The organism is Nocardioides sp. Soil796, from assembly GCF_001429525.1.
In the GTDB taxonomy this organism is placed as follows: domain Bacteria; phylum Actinomycetota; class Actinomycetes; order Propionibacteriales; family Nocardioidaceae; genus Nocardioides.
The window spans coordinates 287,514-312,540 of record NZ_LMSQ01000017.1 but is presented as its reverse complement, the minus strand read 5'-3'; the positions used below and the strand labels follow the sequence as shown (position 1 = coordinate 312,540).

The 25,027-nt window shown below is 69.8% G+C and carries 26 protein-coding genes and 1 pseudogene; 4 read left to right on the top strand and 23 right to left on the bottom strand.

The window, feature by feature from the left end:
* The 13 genes and pseudogenes from ASH02_RS08490 to rpsP all read right to left on the bottom strand — a co-directional run.
* Nucleotides 1-806 (bottom strand): tyrosine recombinase XerC (locus tag ASH02_RS08490; RefSeq protein ID WP_235539027.1); only part of this gene is annotated, 806 nt, incomplete at its 3' end.
* Between the two features lie 183 nt (nt 807-989).
* Nucleotides 990-2,129 (bottom strand): DNA-processing protein DprA, encoded by a 1,140-nt coding sequence (gene dprA / locus ASH02_RS08485; protein ID WP_057294582.1) that lies wholly within the window; start codon nt 2,127-2,129, stop codon nt 990-992.
* Entirely contained in the window at nt 2,126-3,724 is a 1,599-nt protein-coding gene (locus ASH02_RS08480) for a YifB family Mg chelatase-like AAA ATPase (RefSeq protein ID WP_057294581.1), read from the bottom strand. The genes dprA and ASH02_RS08480 overlap by 4 nt, the downstream gene beginning before the upstream one ends.
* On the bottom strand, nt 3,724-4,092 hold the full coding sequence (locus ASH02_RS08475) for a YraN family protein (protein ID WP_056676331.1): 369 nt from the start codon (nt 4,090-4,092) through the stop codon (nt 3,724-3,726). Before ASH02_RS08475 ends, ASH02_RS08480 begins: the two co-directional genes overlap by 1 nt.
* Nucleotides 4,093-4,255: 163 nt before the next feature.
* The gene (locus ASH02_RS08470; RefSeq protein WP_056676328.1) at nt 4,256-4,564 is read right to left on the bottom strand and encodes a DUF2469 domain-containing protein; all 309 of its coding nucleotides are present in this window, start codon (nt 4,562-4,564) and stop codon (nt 4,256-4,258) included.
* Nucleotides 4,561-5,406, bottom strand: coding sequence for a ribonuclease HII (locus ASH02_RS08465; RefSeq protein WP_156409737.1), 846 nt, complete (start codon nt 5,404-5,406; stop codon nt 4,561-4,563). Before ASH02_RS08465 ends, ASH02_RS08470 begins: the two co-directional genes overlap by 4 nt.
* Before the next feature lie 5 nt (nt 5,407-5,411).
* Nucleotides 5,412-6,287, bottom strand: a complete 876-nt coding sequence (gene lepB / locus ASH02_RS08460) for a signal peptidase I (RefSeq protein ID WP_082563500.1) — start codon at nt 6,285-6,287, stop codon at nt 5,412-5,414.
* A gap of 38 nt (nt 6,288-6,325) precedes the next feature.
* Entirely contained in the window at nt 6,326-6,676 is a 351-nt protein-coding gene (gene rplS / locus ASH02_RS08455) for a 50S ribosomal protein L19 (RefSeq protein WP_056676326.1), read from the bottom strand.
* A gap of 218 nt (nt 6,677-6,894) precedes the next feature.
* A complete protein-coding gene (locus tag ASH02_RS26990; RefSeq protein ID WP_327152815.1) occupies nt 6,895-7,233 on the bottom strand; it encodes a GNAT family N-acetyltransferase in 339 nt (112 codons plus the stop codon).
* Between the two features lie 147 nt (nt 7,234-7,380).
* A pseudogene (trmD, locus tag ASH02_RS26985) lies at nt 7,381-8,076 on the bottom strand (tRNA (guanosine(37)-N1)-methyltransferase TrmD); the annotation flags it as partial.
* On the bottom strand, nt 8,076-8,621 hold the full coding sequence (gene rimM, locus ASH02_RS08445; RefSeq protein WP_235530019.1) for a ribosome maturation factor RimM: 546 nt from the start codon (nt 8,619-8,621) through the stop codon (nt 8,076-8,078). The gene rimM and the pseudogene trmD, both read right to left, overlap by 1 nt.
* Before the next feature lie 79 nt (nt 8,622-8,700).
* Entirely contained in the window at nt 8,701-8,943 is a 243-nt protein-coding gene (locus tag ASH02_RS08440) for an RNA-binding protein (protein ID WP_056676322.1), read from the bottom strand.
* A gap of 5 nt (nt 8,944-8,948) precedes the next feature.
* Nucleotides 8,949-9,485 (bottom strand): 30S ribosomal protein S16, encoded by a 537-nt coding sequence (gene rpsP / locus ASH02_RS08435; RefSeq protein ID WP_057294579.1) that lies wholly within the window; start codon nt 9,483-9,485, stop codon nt 8,949-8,951.
* Nucleotides 9,486-9,712: 227 nt separating this feature from the next.
* Here rpsP and ASH02_RS08430 point away from each other — a divergent pair, with 227 nt between their 5' ends.
* The 3 genes from ASH02_RS08430 to ASH02_RS08420 all read left to right on the top strand — a co-directional run bounded on the left by ASH02_RS08430 (nt 9,713) and on the right by ASH02_RS08420 (nt 13,519).
* Nucleotides 9,713-11,725, top strand: coding sequence for a sulfatase (locus ASH02_RS08430; RefSeq protein WP_057294578.1), 2,013 nt, complete (start codon nt 9,713-9,715; stop codon nt 11,723-11,725).
* Nucleotides 11,726-11,811: 86 nt separating this feature from the next.
* The gene (locus ASH02_RS08425; RefSeq protein WP_235532478.1) at nt 11,812-12,705 is read left to right on the top strand and encodes a VanW family protein; all 894 of its coding nucleotides are present in this window, start codon (nt 11,812-11,814) and stop codon (nt 12,703-12,705) included.
* An 82-nt stretch (nt 12,706-12,787) separates the two neighbouring features.
* A complete protein-coding gene (locus ASH02_RS08420) occupies nt 12,788-13,519 on the top strand; it encodes an FkbM family methyltransferase (RefSeq protein ID WP_057294577.1) in 732 nt (243 codons plus the stop codon).
* A gap of 4 nt (nt 13,520-13,523) precedes the next feature.
* Here ASH02_RS08420 and ASH02_RS08415 read toward each other — a convergent pair whose 3' ends face one another.
* The 5 genes from ASH02_RS08415 to ASH02_RS08395 form a co-directional block, all read right to left on the bottom strand.
* A complete protein-coding gene (locus ASH02_RS08415; RefSeq protein ID WP_057294576.1) occupies nt 13,524-14,597 on the bottom strand; it encodes an amidohydrolase family protein in 1,074 nt (357 codons plus the stop codon).
* 86 nt (nt 14,598-14,683) lie between these two features.
* Nucleotides 14,684-15,061, bottom strand: a complete 378-nt coding sequence (locus ASH02_RS08410) for an NYN domain-containing protein (RefSeq protein ID WP_057294575.1) — start codon at nt 15,059-15,061, stop codon at nt 14,684-14,686.
* Nucleotides 15,062-15,069: 8 nt separating this feature from the next.
* Nucleotides 15,070-15,744, bottom strand: coding sequence for a class I SAM-dependent methyltransferase (locus ASH02_RS08405; RefSeq protein ID WP_057294574.1), 675 nt, complete (start codon nt 15,742-15,744; stop codon nt 15,070-15,072).
* A 12-nt stretch (nt 15,745-15,756) separates the two neighbouring features.
* Nucleotides 15,757-17,310 carry a signal recognition particle protein gene (gene ffh / locus ASH02_RS08400; protein ID WP_056891411.1) on the bottom strand — a complete coding sequence of 518 codons (1,554 nt, stop codon included), beginning with the start codon at nt 17,308-17,310 and terminating at the stop codon, nt 15,757-15,759.
* A gap of 92 nt (nt 17,311-17,402) precedes the next feature.
* Nucleotides 17,403-19,637 carry a [protein-PII] uridylyltransferase gene (locus tag ASH02_RS08395; RefSeq protein WP_057294573.1) on the bottom strand — a complete coding sequence of 745 codons (2,235 nt, stop codon included), beginning with the start codon at nt 19,635-19,637 and terminating at the stop codon, nt 17,403-17,405.
* A 24-nt stretch (nt 19,638-19,661) separates the two neighbouring features.
* On the opposite strand from ASH02_RS08395, the gene ASH02_RS08390 reads away from it, so the two are divergent.
* Nucleotides 19,662-20,051: a hypothetical protein gene (locus tag ASH02_RS08390; protein WP_057294572.1), complete on the top strand. Its 390-nt coding sequence runs from the start codon at nt 19,662-19,664 to the stop codon at nt 20,049-20,051.
* A gap of 6 nt (nt 20,052-20,057) precedes the next feature.
* Here the strand turns inward: ASH02_RS08390 and ASH02_RS08385 are convergent, their stop codons facing one another.
* The 5 genes from ASH02_RS08385 to ftsY all read right to left on the bottom strand — a co-directional run bounded on the left by ASH02_RS08385 (nt 20,058) and on the right by ftsY (nt 25,005).
* Nucleotides 20,058-20,396 carry a P-II family nitrogen regulator gene (locus tag ASH02_RS08385; RefSeq protein WP_056676300.1) on the bottom strand — a complete coding sequence of 113 codons (339 nt, stop codon included), beginning with the start codon at nt 20,394-20,396 and terminating at the stop codon, nt 20,058-20,060.
* Entirely contained in the window at nt 20,393-21,769 is a 1,377-nt protein-coding gene (locus ASH02_RS08380; RefSeq protein ID WP_057294571.1) for an ammonium transporter, read from the bottom strand. The genes ASH02_RS08385 and ASH02_RS08380 overlap by 4 nt, the downstream gene beginning before the upstream one ends.
* Before the next feature lie 139 nt (nt 21,770-21,908).
* Nucleotides 21,909-22,247 (bottom strand): P-II family nitrogen regulator, encoded by a 339-nt coding sequence (locus ASH02_RS08375; protein ID WP_056676294.1) that lies wholly within the window; start codon nt 22,245-22,247, stop codon nt 21,909-21,911.
* Entirely contained in the window at nt 22,244-23,641 is a 1,398-nt protein-coding gene (locus tag ASH02_RS08370) for an ammonium transporter (RefSeq protein ID WP_235539014.1), read from the bottom strand. Before ASH02_RS08370 ends, ASH02_RS08375 begins: the two co-directional genes overlap by 4 nt.
* 191 nt (nt 23,642-23,832) lie before the next feature.
* Complete coding sequence (ftsY, locus tag ASH02_RS08365) at nt 23,833-25,005, bottom strand: signal recognition particle-docking protein FtsY (RefSeq protein WP_057294570.1); 1,173 nt, start codon at nt 25,003-25,005, stop codon at nt 23,833-23,835.
* Between the last annotated feature and the right edge of the window lie 22 nt (nt 25,006-25,027).

Genomic DNA, 25,027 nt, shown 5'->3' with positions numbered 1-25,027 from the left:
AGCAGCTCCTGGACCGTGCGCAGGTCGGCTCCGCCCTCGAGCAGGTGGGTGGCCGCCGTGTGCCGCAGCCCGTGCGGCCCGATGTCGGGAGCGCCCGGCACCTCGCGGATCCGTTTGTGCACCAGGGTGCGCACCGCACGCTGGTCGATCCGCTTGCCCCGCGCACCGAGGAACAGTGCCGGTCCTGCACCCTCAACACGTAGGTGCGGTCGCCCGTGGTCCAGCCATCGTTTGAGCGCCCTGGACGCGGGACCACCGAACGGCACCATGCGCTCCTTGCGGCCCTTGCCGAGCACACGGGCGACGTTGCGATCGAAGTCGAGGTCGTCGACGTCGAGGCCGCACAGCTCCCCCACCCGCATGCCGGTGGCGTACATCAGCTCCAGCATCGCCACGTCGCGGATGCCGACCGGGCTGCCGTCATCGGCGAGCGCGGCCGCCTGCTCGACGAGCTCACGGGCTTCGTCTGCCCGGAGCACGTCCGGCAGCGGCCGATGCGCCTTCGGCGAGGCGAGCAGCTTCCCGGCATCGGTGAGCGAGCGTCCGGTCCGCGCGAGCCAGGCCGTGAAGACCCGGGCTGCGGTTGCCCGCCTGGCGATCGTGGTGCGTGACTTCCCGACGGTCTGCTGCTTGGCCAGCCAGCTGCGCAGGCTTCTGAGATCAAGACTTGAGGCGTCATCGTGGCCGAGTCGATGGGCGTGGTCGAGCATGGACGAGACGTCGCCCATGTAGGCACGCACGGTGTGCGGCGTCAGGTCGCGTTCAGAGACGAGATGGCGCTCGTAGTCGGCCAGGACCCGCATCATCGCCTCGGGCAGGACCTCGTTCGCGGCCTCGTCTGGCTCGGGCGCCGGCTCTTCCGGCCGCCCGGCTCGATCCGGCTCGCCGCCTTGGTCCTCCACATCGCCGAGCATAGGTGCGCAGTGGCCCCACATTGCGCAGGCGCGAAGCAAGCCGGAAGCGTCGAACGCCCGCCTGTGGAGAACAGTTCAGCGTTCACGGGCGGCCTCCGTGAGCGTCCATCCGCCCAGACCGCGGGAGACCAGTCCTCCGGACTCGAGCTTGCACAAGGCCCTGGCCACGTCGACCAGCGCGATACCCGCCGTGCGCGCGATGGAGGCCGCGCCGGCCGGGGTGACGACCGGGACCGCCTCGAGCACCTGGGCCTCCCGGGAGCGCAGCCTGTCGCGGCGCCGCTCGGGGCCTCGTGGCTCCTCGAAGAGGTACTCCCCTGCGGGCTTCACCAGCTCGAGCACCTCCGAGCCCTGGGTGACCAGCTCGGCGGCCCCGGTGCGGATGAGCTGGTGGGTGCCCTGGGACTGCGCACTGGTCACCGGGCCGGGCACCGCCATCAAGGGCCGGTTCAGCCGGGTTGCCCAGTTGGCCGTGTTCAACGCGCCCGAGCGCACGGCTGCCTCCACGACGACGGTGCCCCGGGTCAGTCCCGCGATCAGGCGGTTCCTGGCCAGGAACCTCGACCGCATCGGCGAGCATCCGGGCGCCAGCTCGGAGACGACGGCACCGTGCTCGGCGAGATAGTCGATCAGGCTCGCATGGGCGGCCGGGTAGGCGCGGTCGACACCGCAGGCGAGCACCGCGACGGTGCGACCGCCAGCGGACAACGCCCCACGGTGCGCCGCCTGGTCGATACCGAACGCAGCACCGGAGACCACGCACGTGCCGGTGGCGGCAACCTCGGCGGAGATGCCGCCGGCCATCTCGGCGCCGTACGTCGTGGCGCTGCGTGAGCCGACCACGCCGACCGAGTCGGCGATCTCGTCGAGCCGCAACGGCCCCTTCACCCAGAGGCCGAGCGGCGCACCCGTGCGGTCCTGAACCACCTCGCACGAGCCCAGGTCGTCGACCTGGACCGGCCACTCGTCGTCACCGGGCACGACGTATCTGATGCCGAGTCGCCGGGCCCGCTCGAGGTCGCCCACCGGATCGAGGTCGGCAAGTCGCACCGCGAGATCACTCAGCAGTCCGTCGGGACCGCGGTCGTTCATCAGCGCGTCGTGCAACGTGGCAGGGCCCATCTCGTCGACGAGGTGGCGGATGCGGACGTCTCCCGGTTCGGCCAGCTGGCCCAGGGCGATGCGCGCCAACCGCTCGTCATGCGCGGCGGTCATCCGGTCGCTCGTCCGGACAGGGTGGACAGGGCCAGTGGCTGGCCGGTGCGCAGTGCCAGGGCGGTCTCCACCTCGGGGAGTCCGGGTTGCTCGACCCCGGCCAGGTCCGCGACCGTCCAGGCCAGGCGATGCACCCGGGTGCCACCGCGTCGGGTGATCTCTCCACCATAGATCGCCTCGTCGAGTCGGGTGGCTGCCTCGTCGGTCAACGGCCAGCGATCGCGGAGCACGGGGCCCGGAGCCTGTCCGTTGATGCGCCAGGAGAGTCCGGCGTACCGCTCGGTCTGGACGCGCCGCGCCGCGGTGACCCGCGCGCGGATCGAGGAGGAGCTCTCCGGTCTGTTCAGCGGGTCGCGGCCGGCCGACTTCGGAACCGGCCTGACGTGACGCGTGATGTCGATGCGGTCCATCACCGGGCCCTCGAGCTTGAGCCGGTAGTCACGCCGGACGACCTCCTTGCACTTGCACGAGTCGCTCACCGGGTCGGACGAGTAGTTGCCGCACCGGCACGGGTTGCAGGCCAGCACGAACATGCCCCGGGCGGGGTACGTCGCGGTCTCCTCGCCGCGCGCGATGGTCACCTCGCCCGACTCGAGTGGCTGGCGGAGCGCCTCGATGATGTCGTTGTTGAACAAGGGGAACTCGTCGAGGAAGAGCACGCCGTGATGGGCGCGGCTGATCTCACCGGGACGCACCCGACCGGTGCCGCCGCCGAGCAGGCTGACCCTGGAGGCCGAGTGGTGTGGCGCGAAGAACGGCCGCTTGGTGATCAGCCCCTGGTCGCCGTCGAGCACTCCGGAGAGCGACAGGATCGCGGTCAGCTCGAGGGCCTCGTCGAGCGCGAGGTCGGGAAGGATGCCGGGGATGCGCTCGGCGAGCGAGGTCTTTCCGGCGCCCTTCGGACCGGTCAGCATCAGGTGGTGCCCGCCGGCCGCGGCCACCTCCATCGCGTAGCGGGCGTCGTCCATGCCGATGATGTCGGCCATGTCGACCTCGTCGAGGCGGTGGTCGCCCTGCCAGGTGAGCAGGTTGCCGGAGGTGTTGCAGTCGACCGACGGAGCGTCGGGCACCTCCAGCCCGCGCAGCTCGGCGATGACCTGGGCCAGGGAGCGGAATCCGAACACGGACATGCCGGGCACCAGTGCCGCCTCCGCGGACTGTGGCTCGGGCACGAACACCCGACGGAAGCCGCGGGCCGAGGCGGCCATGGTCATCGCAAGCACACCGGGCACCGTGCGCAGCCGTCCGTCGAGGGTGAGCTCACCGATCATCACCGTGCCCTCGAGCGCGTCGCGCAGGGTGTTCTTCGGGTCGGCGGCAGCGAGCACGCCCACCGCGATCGCGAGGTCGAAGTGGGTGCCGCGCTTGGGCAGGTCGGCGGGCGACAGCAGGATGGTCACCCGTCTCGTGGCCGGCCAGTCGAAGCCGCTGTTGGAGATCGCGGTGCGGCAGCGGTCGCGGGCCTCGTTGATCGAGGCGTCCGGGCGACCGACCAGGCTGGTCACCACCACGCCTTGGGAGACGTCGACCTGGACGTCGATGAGGTGACCGATGGCCCCCTCGAGGGCGACGCAGTGGGCGGTGGCGACGGCCATCAGCAGACCCCCGCCACGTGCTCGACGGTCGGGGCACCGGCGTGCGGCGCGACGATGCCGACCAGGTCGAAGCGCACGTCGACCGCGTGGACCCCGTTGGCGGCCATCCACGCCGAGGCGAGGCGGCGCATCCGGGCGAACTTCGTCGTGGTGACGGCCTCCATCGGCGACCCGTGCGAGACCGACCGGCGGGTCTTCACCTCGCAGAAGACCAGCTCGGCGCCGTCGCGCAGCACCAGGTCGATCTCACCGTCGGGGCATCGCCAGTTGTGGTCGACCAGGATCATCCCGCGGTCGACCAGATGCCTGGCCGCGATCGCCTCGCCGTACGCACCGAGTGCCTGCTGTCGTGCTGCCCGTGAACCCATGTCGTTGACCTCCTGCGCCAAGACTGGCGGCAGCGGACGACGGCGCCGTACGGCGAGGGCTCAGCCTGTGGAGATCGTGGACGCGAACCTGCACGTGCACGAAAAGCGGGCCGGAAGCCAGCCAGGGCTTGGCGATCAGGGCCTGACGATCAGGGCCTGACGATCAGGGCTTGGGCGGCTCGAAGTCGGAAGCGGCCAGCTCTTCGACGTTCACGTCCTTGAAGGTCAGCACCTTGACGTTCTTGGCGAACCGCGCGGGGCGGTACATGTCCCACACCCACGCGTCGCTCATCGACACCTCGAAGAACACGTCGCCCGACTCCGTGCGTGCCTTCACGTCGACCGCGTTGCAGAGGTAGAAGCGCCGGTCGGTCTCGACGACGTACTTGAAGATGGAGACGACGTCGCGGTACTCGCGATAGAGGTTGAGCTCCATCTCGGTCTCGTACTTCTCGAGATCCTCGGCACTCATGAGCACTCCTCGTGGTTCGGCGGCTGCGGCGAGTCTAGGTGCTGGTTTCGAGACGGTCGCAGAGCGACCTCCTCAACCAGCGGCGTGGCGTCCTCAACCAGCGGCGTGGCGTCCTCGACCAGCGGCGTGGCGTCCTCGACCTCGGCGATGGCTGACGCGATCTCCGCAGCCGAGGCGCCGACCCCGGGCAGGTTCCACGAACGCCGGTGGTGCGCGGTCGGGCCGAGCCGAGCCAGGGCCTCGAGGTGGTCGGGGGCGGAGTAGCCCTTGTTCTCCTGCCAGCAGTACGCCGGGTAGCGCGCACCGAGCTCGACCATCTGGGCGTCACGGGCGGTCTTGGCCAGGATGCTCGCGGCCGCCACGGCCGCACAGCGCAGGTCGGCCTTGATCGCCGTCGTCACCGGAGGTACGACGACCGCGGTCGGCACCTCACCGAAGAGCCCGGGCTGCACCGGCGGCGTCAGGTAGTCGTGGTTGCCGTCCAGGAGCACCAGGTCGGGTTCGACGGAGAGCCCGGCCAGCGCCCGGTGTCCGGCCATCCGCAGCGCGACCATGATGCCGAACTCGTCGATCTCGTCGGGACTGGCATGGCCCACGCTGTAGGAGACCGCCCAGCGCTGGATCTTCGGGACGAGGCGCTCACGCACCTTCGCGCTGAGCAGCTTGCTGTCCCGCACGCCCTGGGGCGCCGTACGGGTGGCCTCGGTGATCACCACCATGCCGATGGTCACCGGGCCGCAGAGGGCTCCACGGCCGACCTCGTCGGCGGCCGCGAGGTAGGTGCGGCCCTCGCGCAGGAGACTGCGTTCGAGCCGCAACGTCGGTCGGTGTGAGGCGCCCACTGCAGTCACTTCGGGTCGGGGACGTCCTCGAAGACCGCGGGACGCTTGATCCGGTGGAACCTGTCCTTGGGCCACACGAGGGCGAAGACCTTGCCGACGACGTCCTCGACGCGGACCAGGCCGCGGGTCGGCGGGCACTGCTCACGCTTCGGGTTCGCGCACATGTGGGCCGTGGAGTCGCGCGAGTTGCCGCGGTTGTCGCCCATCATCAGCAGGTAGCCGTCGGGGATGGTGACGTCGAGCTTGCAGTTGACCGGGCTCTGGGGCGCGGCGCACTCGGCGTCGCCCTTGACGTAGGCGCTCTCGTCCATCGGGTGACCGTTGATCGACAGACGCTGCTGCTTGTCGCAACACACCACGTGGTCGCCGCCGACCGCGATCACCCGCTTCACCAGGTGTCCCCCGGTCGGGTAGAGACCGACCTTGGCCATCGCCTTCGCGACGAGGTTCGTCGGGCCTTCGGAGTCCTCGGGTCCGAGCCAGCCACCCGGGTCCTTGAAGACCACCACGTCACCGCGCTGCGGCGTACCGTCGCCCCAGTAGGAGACCTTCTGCACGAGGATGCGGTCGTTGACCTTGAGCCCCGGTTCCATCGACTCCGACGGAATGTAGAAGGCCTGCACGAAGAAGGCCTTGATGATGATCGCCAGCACCAGCGCGACCCCCACCAGCAGGATTGTCTCCTGCCAGACCGGCAGCTGCTTGCGCTTCTTCTTGCCCTTGGGGGCGGTGGCGGGTGCGGTCGTCTCCGACAACGGGTTCTCCTCGTCAGGGTCCGGGGCGCTGTCGGAATGCGAAGACCGCGACGCCTGACCCTTGTCGTTTTCGGAACCAGTGGTTCCGTCCTCTTCGGGGAGGGCGTCGCGGTCTTCAGAAGTCACGCGACAGAGCCTAACCGTGCTGCGGTCAGGCCGAGTGCTCAGGCCTCGCGGCGCTCCTTGATCTTGGCAGCCTTGCCGCGCAGGTTGCGCAGGTAGTAGAGCTTGGCGCGACGGACGTCACCGCGGGTCACGATCTCGATGGACTCGAAGATCGGGGAGTTCAGCGGGAAGGTGCGCTCGACGCCGACGCCGAAGGAGACCTTGCGGACCGTGAAGGTGCGGCCGATGCCAGAGCCCTGCACGCGGATCACGACGCCCTGGAACACCTGGACGCGCGAGCGGCTGCCTTCGATGACCTTCACGTGCACCTTGATGTTGTCACCGGCGCGGAAGGCCGGGACGTCGGAGCGCAGGTTGGCCTTGGCAAGTTCGTCAATGACGTTGGTCATGTCTATCTCCTCGCGAGTGCCACAGGTCAGCCGCGGACAGTGCTGAAGTTCTTCAGCGGTGATCGATCGGGTTGGACCAGTGCGATGGCCGGCGGCGCCGATTCCCCCTGTGGCAGGAGATCTGGCGCGGACTCCCCGCGATCACCCATCACGGGAGACTCGGAGCAGTCCTTCGGCCGACTGGGCCAAGAGAGAAGTTTGCCACAGACTCGCGCGGGTCAGAAAATCCGGACTTGCTCTGGCCGGCGCTTGGTGAGTACGACGACCCCGGGGTGGCCGTCGAGCTCTCCGCGCAGCCGGTAGCCGGCCTTCTTGTACATCCGCAGGTTCTCGGCGCTCCCGGCGCCGGTGAAGAGCGCGTACGACGTGGCACCCTCGGGCGCCAGCCCCTCGACGTACGACAGGAGCCAGCGACCCAGTCCGCGACCCTGGAGGTCGGGGGCCACCATCAGCCGGCCAACGTCCCACGCGGAACCGTCGAGGCGTCCGCGGCCGGAGGCGATCAAGCGGCCCTCCGCACGCACGACATGGGTCGTCCATGCGTCCAGGGAGGCCACGACGTCGTCGAGGCCCTCGCGCAGCGGCGGGATGTCGAGTGCGGCGTTGGCCTGCGCCTCCTGCACCCAGCAGGCCTTCTGCAGCGTGAGGATCTCGCCCGCGTCGGCACGGGTCGCGGGGCGCACCTCGAGCTCGTCGAGATCGCCCGCGTTGATCGCGTGGGAGGCGTGGAGCAGGTCGGGGCGGCGCTCGGCGGTGCGGCGTACGGCCTGCTCGTGGCGCCACGCGGCGATCTTGCCGTGGTCGCCCGACAGCAGCACGGGCGGGACGTCGAGGTCGCGCCAGGACGCCGGCTTGGTGAAGACCGGGTATTCCAGCAGTCCGTCCTCGTGGGACTCCTCGGCCAGCGACTCCGGGTTGCCCATGAAGCCCGGGATGAGGCGCACGACGGCCTCGGTGATCGCCAGCGCGGCCACCTCTCCCCCGTTGAGCACGTAGTCGCCGATGGAGATCTCGCGGACGTCGGCGCGGGTGCGGGCGTGGTCGATCACCCGCTGGTCGATGCCCTCGTAGCGCCCGCAGGCGAAGACGAGTCGTTCGTGGCCGGCCAGCTCGGCGGCCATCGCCTGGGTGAACGGCGCACCACTCGGGGTGGTGAAGACGACCGTCGCGCCGTCGATGTCGAGCGCGTCGAACGCCGCGCCCCACGGCTCGGGCTTCATCACCATGCCGGCACCGCCGCCGTAGGGGGTGTCGTCGGTGGTGTGGTGCTTGTCGGTCGCCCACTGCCGCAGGTCGTGGACGTGCAGCTCGAGCAGCCCCTTGGCCCGCGCCTTGCCCGGCAGCGAGAGCTCCAGAGGGGCCAGGTAGTCGGGAAAGATCGTGAGGACGTCGATCTGCATCAGTCGTCGTCCAGGGGCGTGACCAGGCCCGGGCGGTCGGCCACCACCACGCGCCTGCCGGCCAGGTCGACCTCGGGCACCAACGCCTTCACGAACGGGACGAGGGTGTCGCGGCGGTCCGGGGTACGGATCTGGAGGAGGTCCTGGGCGCCCCCGTGGACCAGGCCGGTGACCGTGCCCAGCACCTCACCCTCGAGGTTGTGCGCCTCGAGTCCGACCAGCTGGTGGTCGTAGAACTCGTCGGGGTCGTCGGGCGTGGCGTCCACGGGGATGGTGGCGTGGAGGACCAGTCCGCGCACGGTCTCGGCAGTGTTGCGGTCGGAGACCTCGTCGAGGCCGAGCAGCAGCACACCTTGGTGCCAGCGCGACGACCTCACCGTCACCGCGCGCACCCGGCTGGCCGACCCCTTGGGCGGCTCGGCGCGCAACGTCGTACCGACGGCGAAGCGTCGTTCCGGCTCGTCGGTGCGTACGTCGATCGTCACCTCGCCGCGAATGCCGTGCGGCTTGCCGATGCGACCCACCACGAGCTCGATCTCTTCCACGCGGAGAACCTTAACGTCGGAAATGGCGACCGGGCGCATCCCCGCGAGGAGATGCGCCCGGAAGCGGTGAAGCTCTTGCTCAGCGTCGGCGGTCGACGTCCACGAAGTCGACCCGCGCGCCACCGCGACCCGCGAGGGCCGAGATGACGGTGCGGAACGCGGACGCCGTACGACCACCGCGACCGATGACCTTGCCCAGGTCGTCGGGGTGCACGCGCACCTCGAGGACCGAGCCACGGCGCATCTGCTTGTCGCGGACCGAGACGTCGTCGGGGTTGTCGACGATGCCGCGGACCAGGTGCTCGAGCGCGTCAGCCAGCATGGGACTCAGGCCTCGTCGGACTTGGTCTCGGCGGCCTCGGCCTCGTCGGCGGCGACCTCAGGGGTCTCCGACGCCGGAACCTCGGCAGCAGCCTCGGCGGCGGGCGCCTCGGCAGCGTCGTCGGCCTTGTCGGCCTTCTTCTTGTCGGCCTTCTCAGCCTTCTCGGCCTTCTTGGTCACCGCGTCGCCCTTGGCCTCGCTACCGGCTTCCTTGAGCGCCTCGTTGAAGATCTCGAGCTTGTCGCGCTTGGGCTCGGCCACCTTGAGGGTGCCCTCCGCGCCCGGCAGGCCCTTGAACTTCTGCCAGTCACCGGTGATCTTGAGGATCGCGGCAACGGCCTCGGAAGGCTGCGCGCCGACACCGAGCCAGTACTGCGCCCGGTCGGAGGTCACCGAGATGAACGACGGCTCCTCCTTGGGACGGTAGGTACCGATCTCCTCGATGACCTTGCCGTCGCGCTTCTTGCGCGAGTCGACGATGACGATGCGGTATTGCGGCACACGGATCTTGCCCATGCGCTTCAAACGGATCTTGACGGACACGTTGTGGGTGTCTCCTCGACAATTGTGGTTTGGTGAACTGCCCGGGGCCGGGTGGGGACCAGGTCGGACGAATTCTGTGGATCCCGTGCGTCCGGATGAGAGGGGCCATCTGCGCAGGACTCAGCGGGAGATTCTGCCAGACATCCGTCGGGGGTTGAAATCCGGTCCACTTCGCATGCTGCATACTGCTGTTATCAAGTTGACTTACTCGTCTAACAGGGGGCTCCATGTCGATCACCACCGCAACCACCCGGCGCACCGTCCTGCGCGGGATGGCCGCCACTGGTCTCGTCGCCGCAGCTGGCACGACCGCAGCGAACGCGGGGACCGGGCCGGTCAGGGCGCGCCCCCGGGCCGATCTACCGAATGTGGTCTTCCTGTCGATCGACGACCTCGGCTGGGATGAGCTCGGAAGCTATGGCAACACGTTCAACGAGACGCCGAACATCGATCGCCTCGCCGCCGAGGGACTGCAGTTCGACAACGCGTACGCCGCCGCGCCGCTGTGCTCGCCGACCCGCGCCGCCCTGGTCACCGGCCTCTATCCGGTGCGGACCGGCATCACCGACTTCCTGCGCCAGGAGCCGGCAGCCAGCAACAAGTACCTCTCCCCCGGCATCCCCACCGTCCCCGGCGTCCTCGGCCCGCGTGGCTACGTCAGCGGCCTGGTCGGCAAGTGGCACCTGACCGAGACCTACAGCGGTGCGTACGACCAGCGGCCGGGCAACCCGTTCGCGCACGGGTTCGACGAGGTGCTCGTCTCGGAGCAGCAGTACATCGCCGACGGCGACTACTTCCACCCCTACTTCTTCATGCCCGAGCTCCCTGCCCGCGAACCGGGCGAGCACCTGACCGACCGGCTCACCACCGAGGCCGTCGAGTTCATCACCCGTCACCGCGACGATCCGTTCTTCCTGCATCTCTCCAACTACGCGGTGCACACCACCCTCCACGGCAAGCCGGAGCTCGTCGCGAAGTACGCCGCCAAGCCCGGAGCGGACCAGGCTCCGAACCGGCCGCAGCTCGCGGCGATGCTCGAGTGCGTCGACGACCAGGTGGGGCGCATCGCGGCCACGCTCGAGGAGCTCGGCCTCGCGGAGAACACCCTGTTCCTGGTCACCTCCGACAACGGCGGCCCCTACCGCGACGCGAACCGGCCCCTGCGCGGCGGCAAGGGCGAGCTCTACGAGGGCGGTATCCGGGTCCCGCTCGTCGCCCACTGGCCGGGCACGGTTGCGGCCGGTCGCCGTACGGCCCAGCTGACCAGCACCATCGACGTCCTGCCGACCGCACTCGCACTCGCCGGTGGCCGTCCGGGCGCCGAGTTCGACGGCGTCAGCCTGGCCCCCGTGCTCACCGACACGGGCGAGGTCGACCGCGGGCCGATGTTCTGGGTGTACCCCCACTTCATCGGCGCCACCCACCCGCACGCGGCCGTGCGGCACGGGCAGTTCAAGCTCGTGCAGTACCTCCGCGACGGCCGCTCCGAGCTCTACCACCTGGTGCAGGATCCGGGCGAGACCACCGACCTGAGCCGCCCGCACCCCGCCAAGGCGCGCCAGCTGCGTGCGTTGCTCGAGGCCCACATCGCCGAGGTGGACCTGTTCCCACCCACGCCGTCGGAGACGGCGTACCCGACCCTGGAGCTGGACGAGCGCTTCGACGCGGACCTGTCGCACTGGACCATGCTCCCGGTTCCGACCGGCGGCCCCGTCGGCACGGTCGGAGTCGCCGACGGACAGCTCTCGGTCAGCGCCGAGGAACTGACCCACGTCGTGCTCCGCTCGGAGGTCGCTCCCGGCTCGGACGAGGTGGCACTCGTCCTGGACACCGGCGCATTCGCCGAGGCCGGCACCCAGGACACGGTGTTCGTGGGTGTCGCGAAGGACGCCGACAACTATCTGCTGTTCCGCTACCACAACGGCCACAAGCGGGTCGGCTTCGACCTGCGCAGCAAGGGCCGGCTGGTCACCGCCGGCCAGGAGCCCCACGGCAACCTCGACGGAACCGTCGACCTCACCGGCCCGGGTGCCCGCTACGCGTTCGTGCTGCGCGGCCACGTCGCCACGGCGTACGCCGACCAGGGCTCGGGCTGGGAGTTCCTGTTCACCGCTGACACCGGCGGCGTGCTGGACCTCGGCGACCCCACGGTGCGCGCGCACTACCGCTACGCCACGAGCGTCCGGCTCGACGACGGGACGATCACGTTGGACGGAGTCACCGCGCGCCGTCGAGGCTGACGTGCGGACGGCAGGAAACTCGTGCCAACAAAACCGCCCCGGCGTGCGTCAGAAAGGGAAGGAGCAGTTCTACGACAGGAAACCCGATGAGCACGCTGACCAGAGTCACCCTCGCCGACGCCGCCACCATGGGCCTCGACATCCCCGCCCAGGTGGTCGCATCCCCGCGGCTGACCCAGCGTCTTCCGGCGCTCTATCCCTGGGCGGTGCGGGCCCACCGGGTGCGCCGGCGGATCCAGTGGATGCGGTCGGACACTGCCTGGGCGACAGAGCGTCGCACGACGTCCCTGCCCGTGCGGGTGAAGAAGCATGCGTCCCTGTTGATGCGCGAGCTGTCCGAGGACGAGATGGTGCTCCAGCGCAACAAGGTGGTGAACCTGCGCCTGGCCAGCGCCCGGGTCGACGGCATCGTGATCCGCCCCGGCGAGTCGTTCTCGTTCAACAAGGCGGTCGGCAACTGCACCCGCAGCAAGGGGTACGTCGAGGGCATGCGGCTGTCCAACGGGGCGGCGGTGCCCGGTGTCGGTGGTGGGATCTGCCAGCTCGCCAACCTGCTGCACTGGATGTTCCTGCACTCACCGCTGACCGTCGTCGAACGCTCCGAGCACAGCTTCGACCCCTTCCCCGACAAGGGCCGGGTGCTGCCGTGGGGCGTGGGCTGCTCGATCGTCTACAACTACGTCGACCTCGTCGTCCGCAACGACACCGCGCACACCTTCCAGCTCAAGGCCTTCGTCGACGAGCGGCACCTGCGCGGCGAGCTGCTGGTCGACGAGCTGCCGGAGACGTCGTACAAGGTGGAGGCGCGCAACGAGGCCTTCCTGCGCCACGGCGGCGAGATCTTCCGCAAGAACGAGATCTGGCGGACCGTCATCTCGCGTCGCAACGGCAACGCGATCGGCGAGGAGCTGCTGAAGAAGAACTGCGCCCTGGTGAAGTACGAACCGGCCGACGGCCGCATCATCGACGTCGTCGCCTGACGGTGGGTCGAGTTCGCCTGACAGGGCCGACTCCGTTGATCGGCCGCGTGGGCCTTCCCGGCCGACCGTTACAGTCGCAGCCATGACCATCACGGCGAAGATTTTCGGGATCGACACCCATGTGGTGAACACACAGCGCGCGACCTTCTTCGTGCCGGCGTACGCCGCGCACCGTCCGGTCGCGCGCCGGATCGCCAACGGGAGGGTGGCCGAGCCGGATCTGCACAAGCTCGTGCGCACCGTGCTCGAGACCTATCCGGGCAGCATGGTGCATGCCGGAACGTTCTTCGGCGACATGCTGCCGTCGTTCTCCGCGAAGTGCCCCGGCACGGTCTACGCGTTCGAGCCGGTGCTCGAGAACTACCTGCTGGCCCGCGCCGTCACCGAGGTGAACGACCTCGACAACGTCGTGCTCTTCCACGCCGGGCTGGGCAGCGACCTGGGCGTGGCCACACTGAAGGTCGGTGACGAGACGCAGCACTTCGGCGGAGCCTCATACTTCCTCGAGGGCGAGGCGGACGCCTCGGCGCGCACCCAGACCACCTCGATCCTGAGCCTGGACCACCTGATGATCGAGGACCTCCGGCTGCTCCAGCTCGACGTCGAGGGCTTCGAGCTCCAGGTGCTCAACGGCGCCGCGAAGAGCATTGCCGCCTCGCGCCCGGTGATCGTGCTCGAGGACGGCAAGGCCAACTGCGGTGAGTTCCTCCGTGACCTCGGGTACGCCGGCTACGGCCGGGTCTCCAACAACTACCTCTACCTACTGCCCGAGCACGTCGAGGCGCTCGACTACGCCGACCGGAAGTCCGACTGAACCTTCAGGCGACGACGCTGCCGCGCAGCACGACCGCGGTCGGCTCGAACAGCACCGACAGGTCCTCCAGCGGGTTGCGCGGGTAGACCACGAAGTCGGCCGGCGCACCCTCGTCAAGGCCGCTGTTCCAGCCGAGCCAGCCGCGGGCCCGCCACGACGCGGCACCGAGCGCGTCCTCGGCGCTCAACCCGACGCCGCGCATCGCGATCACCTCGCCGGGCAGGTTGCCGTGACGGCTCACTCCCCCGCCGTCAGACCCGGCATAGAGCTGCACGCCGGCCTCCCGGGCGGCCATGATCGTGTCCGCGCGACGGTCGAACAGGTCGGTCATCGTGGCCGCATAGGCGGGGAACTTCGCCGCCCCTGCCTCGGCGTACGTCGGGAACTTGTCGAGCTGCATCACGGTCGGCACCAGTGCCGTGCCCTGGGCGGCCATCCGGTCGATCAGGTCCTCGGAGAGCCCGGTGCCGTGCTCGATGCAGTCGATGCCTGCGTCGATCAGGCCGGGAAGCACGGCGCTTCCGAAGCAGTGGGCGGTGACCTTCGCGCCGTGCTCGTGAGCGACCCTGATCGCCTCGGCGAACGTCTCGGCCGGGAAGCTCGGAGCCAGGTCGCCGGTCTCGCGCGAGATCCAGTCACCGACGAGCTTCACCCAGCCGTCGCCGCGCTGTGCCTCCTGGGCGACGTACGCCGGCAGGTCGAAGGGTTCGACCTCGTGGGCGTAGTTGCGGATGTAGCGCTTGGTGCGGGCGATGTGGCGTCCCGCCCGGATCAGCCGAGGCAGGTCGTCGCGGTCGTGGATCCAGGCGGTGTCCGCGGCCGAGCCGCAGTCACGGATCAGGAGGGCGCCGGCGTCGCGGTCGGCGATCGCCTGCTGCTCGGTCTCCTCGTCGCTGATGGCGCCGTCGTCGTCCAGCCCGAGGTGGCAGTGGGCGTCGACCAGGCCCGGCACGATCCATCCCTCTGCGGCGCTCTCGGCGCCGGCCTGCCGTTCGTAGGTGATCGTGCCGTCCACGACATACAACTCGCGTGCCTCGCCGTCGGGCAGCACTGGTCCGGAGAACCTCAACGCAGTCATGCCCCCGACCGTACCGACTCCACCCGGTCGAGTGCCGTGGTGGTCGTTCAGGCGGCCACCTCAGCACTCGACCGCCCCCTCACGGGTCAGAGCTTGTCGAGCAGCCAGGAGGGCGACATCGCCATCGCCCCGGCGCCCTGCACGAGTGACTGGAGCATCCGGTCCGCGGTGATCACCGTGACCCGGTGGCCGGCCGTGATCGCCGCCCGTGTCTCGGCCACGATCGTGTCGTCGCCGGCCCCCTTGGCGTGCACCGTGCGGACATGGCCGTCACGCCCGGCACGCACGCCACCCTTCGCGCCGCCCTCGAGCACCAGCACGATCTCGTCGTACGACGTGTCGCCGACCATCAACTGGCCGTGCAGTCGGCGGGCCGCACCCGCACGGTCGTTCCACCAGCCGTCTGGCCTGGTGCCGACCACGTTGGCCGCGTCGACCACCAGCACGCGCCGGGGCTCAGGCATGTGGCAGCTCAGTCACGTCGGAACTCGGCCAGGTAGCGCACCGTGTCGCCGTCGGAGCCGGGCTGGTCCTCCAGCTGCACGAACTCGATGCCGTCGCGGGCGAAGGCATCGATCTCGTCACGGGTGAGCAGCCACGGCGGCCCCTCGTCAAGGTCACCACCCTCGGGCAGCAGCATGCCGATCACCAGGAGCACGCCACCCTGCGCGACCATGGACCGCACTGCTTCGGTGCCCCGCTCGCGCAGGGAGCGCGGCATCGCCTGGACGGTCATCGCCTCGACGACCAGGTCGAAGGCTCCGCTCCACTCGGCGGGAAGGTCGAGCAGGTCGGCCCGGCGTACGACGACCGATGTGTCGCCCAGTCGTTCGGCAGCAACGGCGACGGCGGTCGGTGAGATGTCGAAGGCCGTGGTCAGGAAGCCGCGGTCGTCGAGCAGGAGGGCGTCGTGGCCGGGACCTGCGCCCACCACCATGGCGCGTGCCCCGGCGGACAGGTGCTGCGCGGCCAGGCGTTCGTCGACCCACCACTCGAGCATCGGGTGCGGGCCACCGCGGTCCCAAGGCACCACGGCCTCGCCGCGTTCCGCCGCGGCGTACAGCTCCTCGAACCAGCGGTTCGGGTCGTCGCCCTCACCGGCGACTGCTGCGAGCCGGCGGGCGTCAGCGTCGGGATCCGAGGACATCGCAGGCCCGCGTCACTTCAGGAACTTGGAGAAGTCCTTGGGCAGCTCGAGGTTCTCGGCCGCGGTCTCGTAGTCGATGCCGCCGGGCGTGCCGAACGGGTTGCCGCCGGCCTTGGACTTCTCCTCGAGCTCCTTCTTCTGCTGCGCGGCCTTGGCCGGGTTGCCGGAGACGCGCTTCTTCTTGCCCTTCTGCGGCTTCTGCTTGCCCTTGCCTGCTCCGCCGCCCATGCCGGGGACGCCCGGCATGCCGGGCATGCCGCCGCCGCGGGCCATCTGCTGCATCATCTTCTTCGCCTCGAAGAAGCGGTCGACCAGCGTGTTGACGTCGGAGACCTGGGTGCCCGAACCCTTCGAGATGCGCAGCCGGCGCGAGCCGTCGATCATCTTCGGGTTCTCCCGCTCGCCCGGCGTCATCGAGTAGATGATCGCCTGGATGCGGTCGATCTCGCGCTCGTCGAAGTTGTCGAGCTGCTCACGGAACTGGCCCATCCCGGGCAGCATGCCCATGATCTTGGTCAGCGAGCCCATCTTGCGGATCTGCTGCATCTGGGCGAGGAAGTCGGTGAGCGTGAAGTCGCCGCCCTTGCCGGTGAGCTTCTCCGCGGCCTTGAGCGCCTCGTCCTGGTCGAAGGCCTTCTCGGCCTGCTCGATCAGGGTGAGCATGTCGCCCATGTCGAGGATGCGCGAGGCCATCCGGTCGGGGTGGAAGAGGTCGAAGTCGGTCATCTTCTCGCCGGCGGAGGCGAACATGACCGGCTTGCCGGTGATCGACGCGATCGACAGGGCCGCACCACCGCGGGCGTCACCGTCGAGCTTGGTGAGGACGACGCCGTCGTAGCCGACGCCCTCCTGGAAGGCCAGCGCGGTGTTGACGGCGTCCTGGCCGATCATCGCGTCGACGACGAAGAGCACCTCGTCGGGGCTCACCGCGTCGCGGATGTCGGAGGCCTGCTGCATCATCTCCGCGTCGACGCCGAGTCGACCGGCGGTGTCGACGATGACCACGTCGTACAGCTTGCGCCTGGCCTCCTCGATCGAGGCCTGGGCGACGGAGACCGGGTTGCCGACGCCGTTGCCGGGCTCGGGGGCGAACACGGGCACGCCGACGCGCTCACCGTTGACCTGGAGCTGGTTGACGGCGTTGGGGCGCTGGAGGTCGCAGGCGACCAGGAGCGGGGTCTTGTCCTGCTCCTTGAGCCACAGCGCCAGCTTCGCGGCCAGCGTCGTCTTGCCGGCACCCTGGAGGCCGGCCAGCATGATGACTGTCGGGCCGGACTTCGCGAACCGCAGGCGACGCGTCTCCCCGCCGAGGATGGTGACGAGCTCTTCGTTGACGATCTTGATGATCTGCTGCGCCGGGTTCAGTGCACCGCTGACCTCTTCGCCGCGGGCCCGCTCCTTGACCGCGCCCACGAACTCCTTGACCACGGGCAGGGCGACGTCGGCCTCGAGCAGCGCGATGCGGATCTCGCGCGCGGTGGCGTCGATGTCGGCTTCGGAGAGCCGGCCCTTGCCACGGAGGTTCTTGAAGGTGTCGGCAAGCCGGTCGGAAAGTGTTGCGAACAAGTCGGGCATCCCCTGGGTAGCGGCAGGCGTGGATCAGTGGTCAAGGGTAACCGCCGGGCGCGACTGTCCGAAAAAGCCTGCCCCGCGGCGGCTCAGGGCCCGGTCGTCGTGAGCGCCGCGCGTACGGCGTGGGCGGCCTCCGCCGCGCGTACGTCGGTGAGCACCCCCGCCCCGGTCTCCTGCAGGTAGAACACGTCGATCGCCTGCGGACCGAGCGTGTCCACGTGCGCCGAGCGCACCGACACCCCGACCGCGGCCAGGGCCGAGCAGACGAGGTGGACCACGCCGGGCCGGTCGTCGGTGCGCACCTCGAGGACCGTGGCGCGCTCCGACGCCTCCGGGCGTACGACGACACTGGGCGCCAGACGCGTGGCCGTGGGCCGGGCCAGCCTGCGCGAGACGTCGATGCGTCCCTCGGCGATGCCCTGGATGCGTTGCCGCAGGACGGCGACGTCGAGGTGCTGGTCGGAGACCTCCCACTGCGAGACGCCGTAAAGGTCCTGGGTCCAGGCCCGCGCCGCGTGCACCGACGTACGTTGCAGGGCCAGCATCGCCGCGGCGTCGGCGAGCAGTCCGACCCGGTCGCCGGAGACCACCGTCACCCGGCACCCGTCGGTGCCCGGCGTCACCGACACCGCGATGGCCGACGGATCGGCGACCACCTCCGCCGGCACGGGCACCTCCGGCTCGGGGAGGCGGGGGCGCGTCGTCCCGGTCTCGGCGGCCACCAGCGCGGAGTGGCAGCGACGCGCCAGTTGCCGGACCAGGCCGGCGCGCCAGGTCGACCAGGCCTTGCCCGAGGCTGCCCGGGCGTCCGCCTCGGTCAGCGCCAGGAGCAGCGAGAGCGCTTCGGCGGACGGAAGGTGCGAGACCACGACGTCGACCGTCGCCGGGTCGTCGGGGTCGCGCGTCGTCGCGGTCTCCGACAGCAGGAGGTGCCATCGCACCAGCGTCGCGATGAGGTCGACCTCGTCGGGCGCGAACCCGAACCGGGTGGCCACCTCGCGGGCGATCGGCTCCCCCGCCTGGCTGTGCTCGATGAGCCCGCCCTTGCCGATGTCGTGCAGCAACGCCGCCACCAGCAGCACGTCCGGGCGGGCCACGGTGCGGATCAGCGCGCCCGCCTCGATGCAGGTCTCCACCACGTGGCGGTCGACGGTGAAGCGGTGGATCGCCGACGCGTGCGGCAGTGACCGGATGCGCTCCCACTCGGGCAGGATCCGGGCGAGTGCGCCGGTCTGCTCGAGCGTCTCCCAGACGCCGAGGAGACCGCGGCCCGCGGCCAGCATCCGCACCAGAAGCTGCCTTGCCTCGGTCGGCCACGGCTCCGGCAGTGGCGGGCAGGCGCGGACCAGCCGCGCGGCAGTGGCGGGCGCCAGCACGATGTCGCGCTCGGCCGCCGCGGTGGCGGCCCGCAGCAGCAGGACCGGGTCCTTCTCCGGGCGGGCTCCCCTGTCGAGGACCACCTCGTTCTTGGAGACCGCGACACCGGGTGCGATCGGGTCGAGGTCCGGACGCCGGGCACCGACCGCGGCGGGGCGGGCCAGCACGGACTCGACCCGGCGCCAGGTCAGCCGTGAGATGTGCGTGATCCGGCGCCCCAGGTCGCGGACGACGACCTGCGCGGCGACCGTGTCGTCGAGGCCGAGCGGCTCCGGCAGCTGGGCCCAGATCTCCGGTGGGACGCGGTCGTTGGCCCGGCCGGCCAGGCCCTGGACCACGTCGCGTACGTCGAGCAGGTCCTGGCGGCAGCGTTCGAGCTCCACGTGGGGCGCGTCGACCAGCCACGTCGCCACCAGCGCCTTCATCACGGTGGCGTCGCGCAGACCGCCCTGGGACTCCTTCAGGTCGGGCACGGAGGCATGGGCCAGCTCGCCCATCAGCGTGTGGCGCTGCACGACGAGCTTGTGCAGGTCGGGCAGCCGCGACTTCGCCTCCCGCCGCCACTGCGCCAGCATCGTCGTGCGCAGCCGCAGGGCCAGGTTGCTGTCACCGGCCAGGAACCGCACGTCCTGCATGCCCAGGGCGACGCGCAGGTCGTCGGAGGCCGCGTCCACGGTCTGCCCGAAGGACCTCACCGAGTGGTCGAGCTTGGCCGCCGAGTCCCACAGCGGGTACCAGATGGCCGTGGCCAGCTCACCGGGGTCGACGTCGTCGTCGTGGACCAGGACCACGTCGAGATCGGAGAACGGAGCCAGCTCTCCCCTGCCGTAGCCCCCGACGGCCACCAGGGCGACGCCCGTGTCGGGCCCATGGAGGTCGTCGTACGCCTTGGTGCACAGGGCGTCCGCGGCTTCCGTGCGGGCCTGCCTGTCGGTGGCGCTCATGCACTGCCCTGCAAGAATGCGGGCATGGAGATCCGGATCTGTGCCAACGGCCACCAGGTGCCGCAGGAGTTCCTCAAGGCCTGCCCGGCATGCGGTGCGTCGCTGGCCGGCGCCGAGTTCGTCGAGGCCGATGAGCTCGTCGAGGAGTCGACGACCGCCACGCCACGCGTGGTCGACGAGGACCCGATCGCGCCGGTGCCCGAGTTCATCAGCGGACTCCCCTCCGGCCTGATCTTCGTGGTGCTCGGCATCGTGCTCGGGCTGATCGGCTGGCTGTCGGCGGTGGGCGCCGACGGGCGCGGAGTCGCCGCCGGGGCGAGCGTGCTGTTGCTGTGGGCTAGCGGCATCCTGACCTCGATCGGTGTCATCGCCATCGGCGTGAAGCTGGGCGTCGAAGACGCCCGCGGCGTCTGAGGCTCCTCAGATGGCCGCCTCGTCGCGGTCACCGGTGCGCACCCGCACGACGCTCTCGACGGGGCTGACCCAGACCTTGCCGTCACCGATCTTGCCGGTCGCGGCAGCCGACACGATCACGCCCGCGACGGTGTCCACGTCGTCGTCGTCGACCACGATCTCGAGACGCACCTTCGGCACCAGGGCGATGTCGTACTCCGCACCGCGGTAGACCTCGGTGTGGCCCTTCTGGCGCCCGTATCCGCTGACCTCACTGACCGTCATGCCGGTGATGCCCACGGTCTCGAGGGCGGAGCGGACGTCCTCCCACTTGTGCGGCTTGATGACTGCGGTGATCAGCTTCATCGGTTCTCCTCGTTGTGGCTGGTGTCGTGCTGGGACGGATCGTGGTGGGTCAGGCCGGCCAGGAAGCCGTGGCCCGTGGTGCGAGCTCCCGCCGACGCGTGCAGGTCGTACGCCGACTCGGCGTGGACGACCAGGTCGATGCCGGTGATCTCATGCTCCTCGTCGACCCGGAAGCCCATCAGCTTGTGGACCAGGAGTCCAAGGATGCCCGAGACGACGAACGCGTAGACCAGCACGACTCCCCCGCCGAGCACCTGCTTGCCGAGCTGGTCGAAGCCGCCGCCGTAGAACAGTCCGTCGACGCCGCTCGGTGCCGCCGACGTACCGATCAGGCCGATGCCGAACGTGCCGACCAGGCCACCGACCATGTGCACGCCGACGACGTCGAGCGAGTCGTCGTACTTCCAGCGGTACTTCAGGCCGATCGCGCCGGAGCAGATGGCACCGGCGACCACGCCCATGGCGAGCGCACCCATCGGCGACACGGCGCCGCAGGACGGTGTGATGGCGACCAAGCCGGCCACCATTCCCGAGGCCGCGCCGAGAGAGGTGGCGTGGCCGTCACGGAACCGCTCGACGGCCAGCCAGCCCAGGGTTCCGGCGGCGCCGGCGAGCAGGGTGGCCACGAAGACCAGTGCTGCGTTCTGGTCGGCACCGAGCGCGGACCCGGCGTTGAACCCGAACCAGCCGAACCACAGCAGGCCGGCGCCGAGCATGACGAGGGTCAGGTTGTGCGGCCGCATCGAGTCCTTGCCGAACCCGACCCGCGGGCCCAGCACGAGGGCGAGGGCCAGGGCGGAGGCGCCGGAGCAGATCTCCACCGCCGTGCCGCCCGCGAAGTCGACCAGGCCGAGGCCGTTGAGCAGCCAGCCGCCCTCGTGGTCACCGGCGGAGAGGTCGAAGACCCAGTGCGCGATCGGCGCGTAGACCAGCACCGTCCACAGGGCGATGAAGACGATCCAGGCGCCGAAGCGGGCCCGGTCCGCGATCGCTCCGGAGACCAGGGCCCCGGTGATCACGCAGAACAGGCCCTGGAAGACGGCGAAGAGGATCAGCGGGTACGTCGAGTCGCCGTTCGCGCTCGGCTCAATCAGCTGCCCGAGCCCGGCGAACTGGCGCGGATCGCCGACCAGACCGGCACCGAGGTCGTCGCCGAACGCGATCGAGTAGCCGACCAGCACCCAGATCACGATGATCACGGCCAGGGAGCCGAAGGTCATCATCATCATGTTGAGCACGCTCTTGGAGCGGACCATGCCGCCGTAGAACAGGGCCAGGCCCGGTGCCATCAGGAGCACGAGGGCCGTGGCGACGAGCAGCCAGGCGGTGTCCCCGGTGTCGAGGCCCGGGGACGCGACGAGAGGTGAAGTCATGGGGCGAAACTGTGCTTCGCGGTCGTTACCGCCGAGGTCGTGTTGTGTTTCGCGCAGGTAACAAGTCCCGGCCTCCCCACGCCGTACGGCGCCACGTCTGAATCAGACGGCCTGGAGGCCGGGACCAATGTCACGTCGGTCAGATCGCCGCTTCGTCGCGGTCGCCGGTGCGGACCCGCACGACCGTCTCGATCGGGCTGACCCAGACCTTTCCGTCACCGATCCGGCCGGTGGCGGCGGTCTTGACGACGATGCCCACGATGTCGTCGGCGTCTGCGTCGTCCACGACGATCTCGATGCGGATCTTGGGCACCAGGGCGATGTCGTACTCCGCGCCCCGGTAGACCTCGGTGTGGCCCTTCTGGCGGCCGTAGCCGCTGACCTCGCTGACGGTCATGCCCGTCACGCCGAAGGTCTCGAGAGCCTCACGCACGTCTTCCCACTTGTGCGGCTTGATGACCGCGGTGACCAGCTTCATGCGTTGGCACCTTCCTTCTCCTTGAGGACGCCCGTGCTGGGCGTCAGGCCGCGGCGGGCACCCGACGTGCCGGCCAGGTCGTACGCCGACTCACCGTGCTCGTTGAAGTCGATGCCCTCGACCTCGTGGTCGTCGTGGACCCTCCAGCCCATCGTGTACTTGATGGCCAGGCCGATGACGAGCGTGGCGACGGCCGACCAGAGGATCGCGAAGCCGGCGCAGGCGAGCTGCACGGCGAGGAGCTTCCAGCTGCCGCCGTAGAGCAGGCCCTCGGGGATGGCCTCGGTGGCGGCTGTCGGCGCGGCGAGGAAACCGATGCCGATCGTGCCGACGAGACCGCCGACGAGGTGGACACCGATGACGTCGAGCGAGTCGTCGTAGCCGAAGCGGTACTTCAGGCCGACCGCCATCGCGCAGAGCATGCCGGCGACGAGGCCCAGGCCGATGGAGCCGACCGGGGTCAGCGAACCACAGGCCGGGGTGATGGCGACGAGACCGGCGACGATGCCCGACGCGGCACCCAGCGAGGTGGCCTTGCCGTCACGGATCTTCTCCAGGAGCAGCCAGCCGAGCATTGCGGCACAGGTGGCCACCGTGGTGTTGATCCAGACCAGGCCGGTCTCGGTGGTGAACTGGGTGAGCATCGCCTCTTCCTCGGTCGAGCCGAAGACGATCGAGCCGACGTTGAAGCCGAACCAGCCGAACCACAGCAGGCCGGCACCGATCATGGTGAGGGTCAGGTTGTGCGGCTTCATCGGCTCCTTGCCGAAGCCGAGGCGCTTGCCGATCAGCAGCACCAGGACGAGCCCGGCGATACCGGCGTTGATGTGCACCACGGTGCCGCCGGCGTAGTCGATCGGCGCCACGTTGGGCAGACCGTCGGTGGTGCCGAACAGCATGCCGGCCAGGCCGTCACCGTCGGCCCAGGTCAGGAAGCCGCCGCCCCACACCATGTGTGCGAGCGGGAAGTAGGAGAGCGTGACCCACAGCGGGACGAAGACCAGCCAGGCCGAGAACTTCACGCGGTCCGCGATGGCGCCGCTGATCAGCGCCGCGGTGATCACGGCGAAGGTCAGCTGGAACGCGACGAACACGTAGTTGGCCGGGTCGAGGTTGCTGATCCCGAAGTTGTGGAACGGGTTGGCGAAGAGGCCGAGGATCTCCTTGCCGGTGTCGCCGTTCGCGTCGGCGTAGGAGTCGCCGTAGGACATGTTCCAGCCCCAGAGGACGTAGACGATGCCGACGACGCCCAGGGCCGCGAACGACATCATCATCATGTTGAGCACGGACTTCGAGCGGCTCATGCCGCCGTAGAACAGTGCCAGGCCGGGCGCGGTCATCAACAAGACCAGCGACGCCGACACCAGCATCCAGGTGTAGTAGCCGTCGTACACGGAACCTCCAGGGGTGGATCACGGAGTGGCGGGAGCCCCCACGCCGACGACGATGTCGGCACACTCTCCCGCTCAGTTGGTGAAACCTTCACCTCTGGAGATTTCGGCTTGCGCGTTGCTTCATTGCGCTCAGGAAACGAGTTCCCGCCGTGTGTTACTTCCGTGTGACGCGTTGCTCACACGGGGACGCCTCAGCCGAGGAGGGCGTCGACGAATGCCTCGGGGTCGAACGGCGCCAGGTCGTCGGCGCCTTCGCCGAGGCCGACCAGCTTGACCGGGACGCCGAGCTCGCGTTGCACGGCGACCACGATCCCGCCCTTGGCCGAACCGTCGAGCTTGGTCAGCACGATGCCGGTGACGTTGACGATCTCGGAGAAGACGCGGGCCTGGATCATGCCGTTCTGGCCGGTGGTGGCGTCGAGGACCAGCAGCACCTCGGTCACCGGCGCCTGCTTCTCGATCACCCGCTTCACCTTGCCGAGCTCATCCATGAGGCCGGCCTTGTTCTGCAGGCGGCCGGCGGTGTCGACCAGCACCACGTCGTAGTTCTCCTCGACGCCACGCTTGACCGACTCGAAGGCGACGCTGGCGGGGTCGGAGCCCTCGGGTCCGCGGACCACCGGCACGCCGACACGCTCGCCCCAGGTCGCGAGCTGCTCGACGGCGGCGGCACGGAACGTGTCCGCGGCGCCGAGCACGACCTTGCGGTCATCGGCGACGAGGATGCGGGAGATCTTGCCGACGGTCGTGGTCTTGCCGGCGCCGTTCACGCCGACCACGAGCACGACGCCGGGGAGCCCGTCCGCACCGGTGATGGCCAGGCGGCGGTCCATGGTCGGGTCGACCAGGTTGACCAGCTCCTCGCGCAGCACCTGGCGCGGCGTACCGGCCTCGTTCCCCTCGACGCGGAGCCGGGTGCGCAGCTTCTCGACCAGTTCCTGCGTCGGGACGACACCGATGTCGGCGGTGATGAGGGTGTCCTCGATGTCCTCCCAGGTGTCCTTGTCGAGGCGGTCCCGCGAGAGGAGGGCCAGCAGCCCCTTGCCCAGACCGCTCTGCGACCTGGAGAGACGCTGGCGCAGCCGAACCAGTCGGCTGGCGGTGCCCTCGGGCTTCTCGAGAGCCGGGGCCGTCCCCGCGTCGACCGGAGCGGGCTCGACGGGAGCGGGCTCGGCCGTGGGCTCCTCGGTGGAGACCTCGGGTGGCGGCTCGACCGGCTTCTCGCGCGGCGGCGCGATGACGTCGGTGCCACCAGCAGGCGGCTTGGTCTTCGAGCGTCCACCGGAGAGCAGTCCGACGACGGCGAGGATGCCGACGACGGCGATGCCGATGATCAGGTAGAGCCAGTCACCCAGGAATTCCATGGGCCAATCCAATCAGACCCGC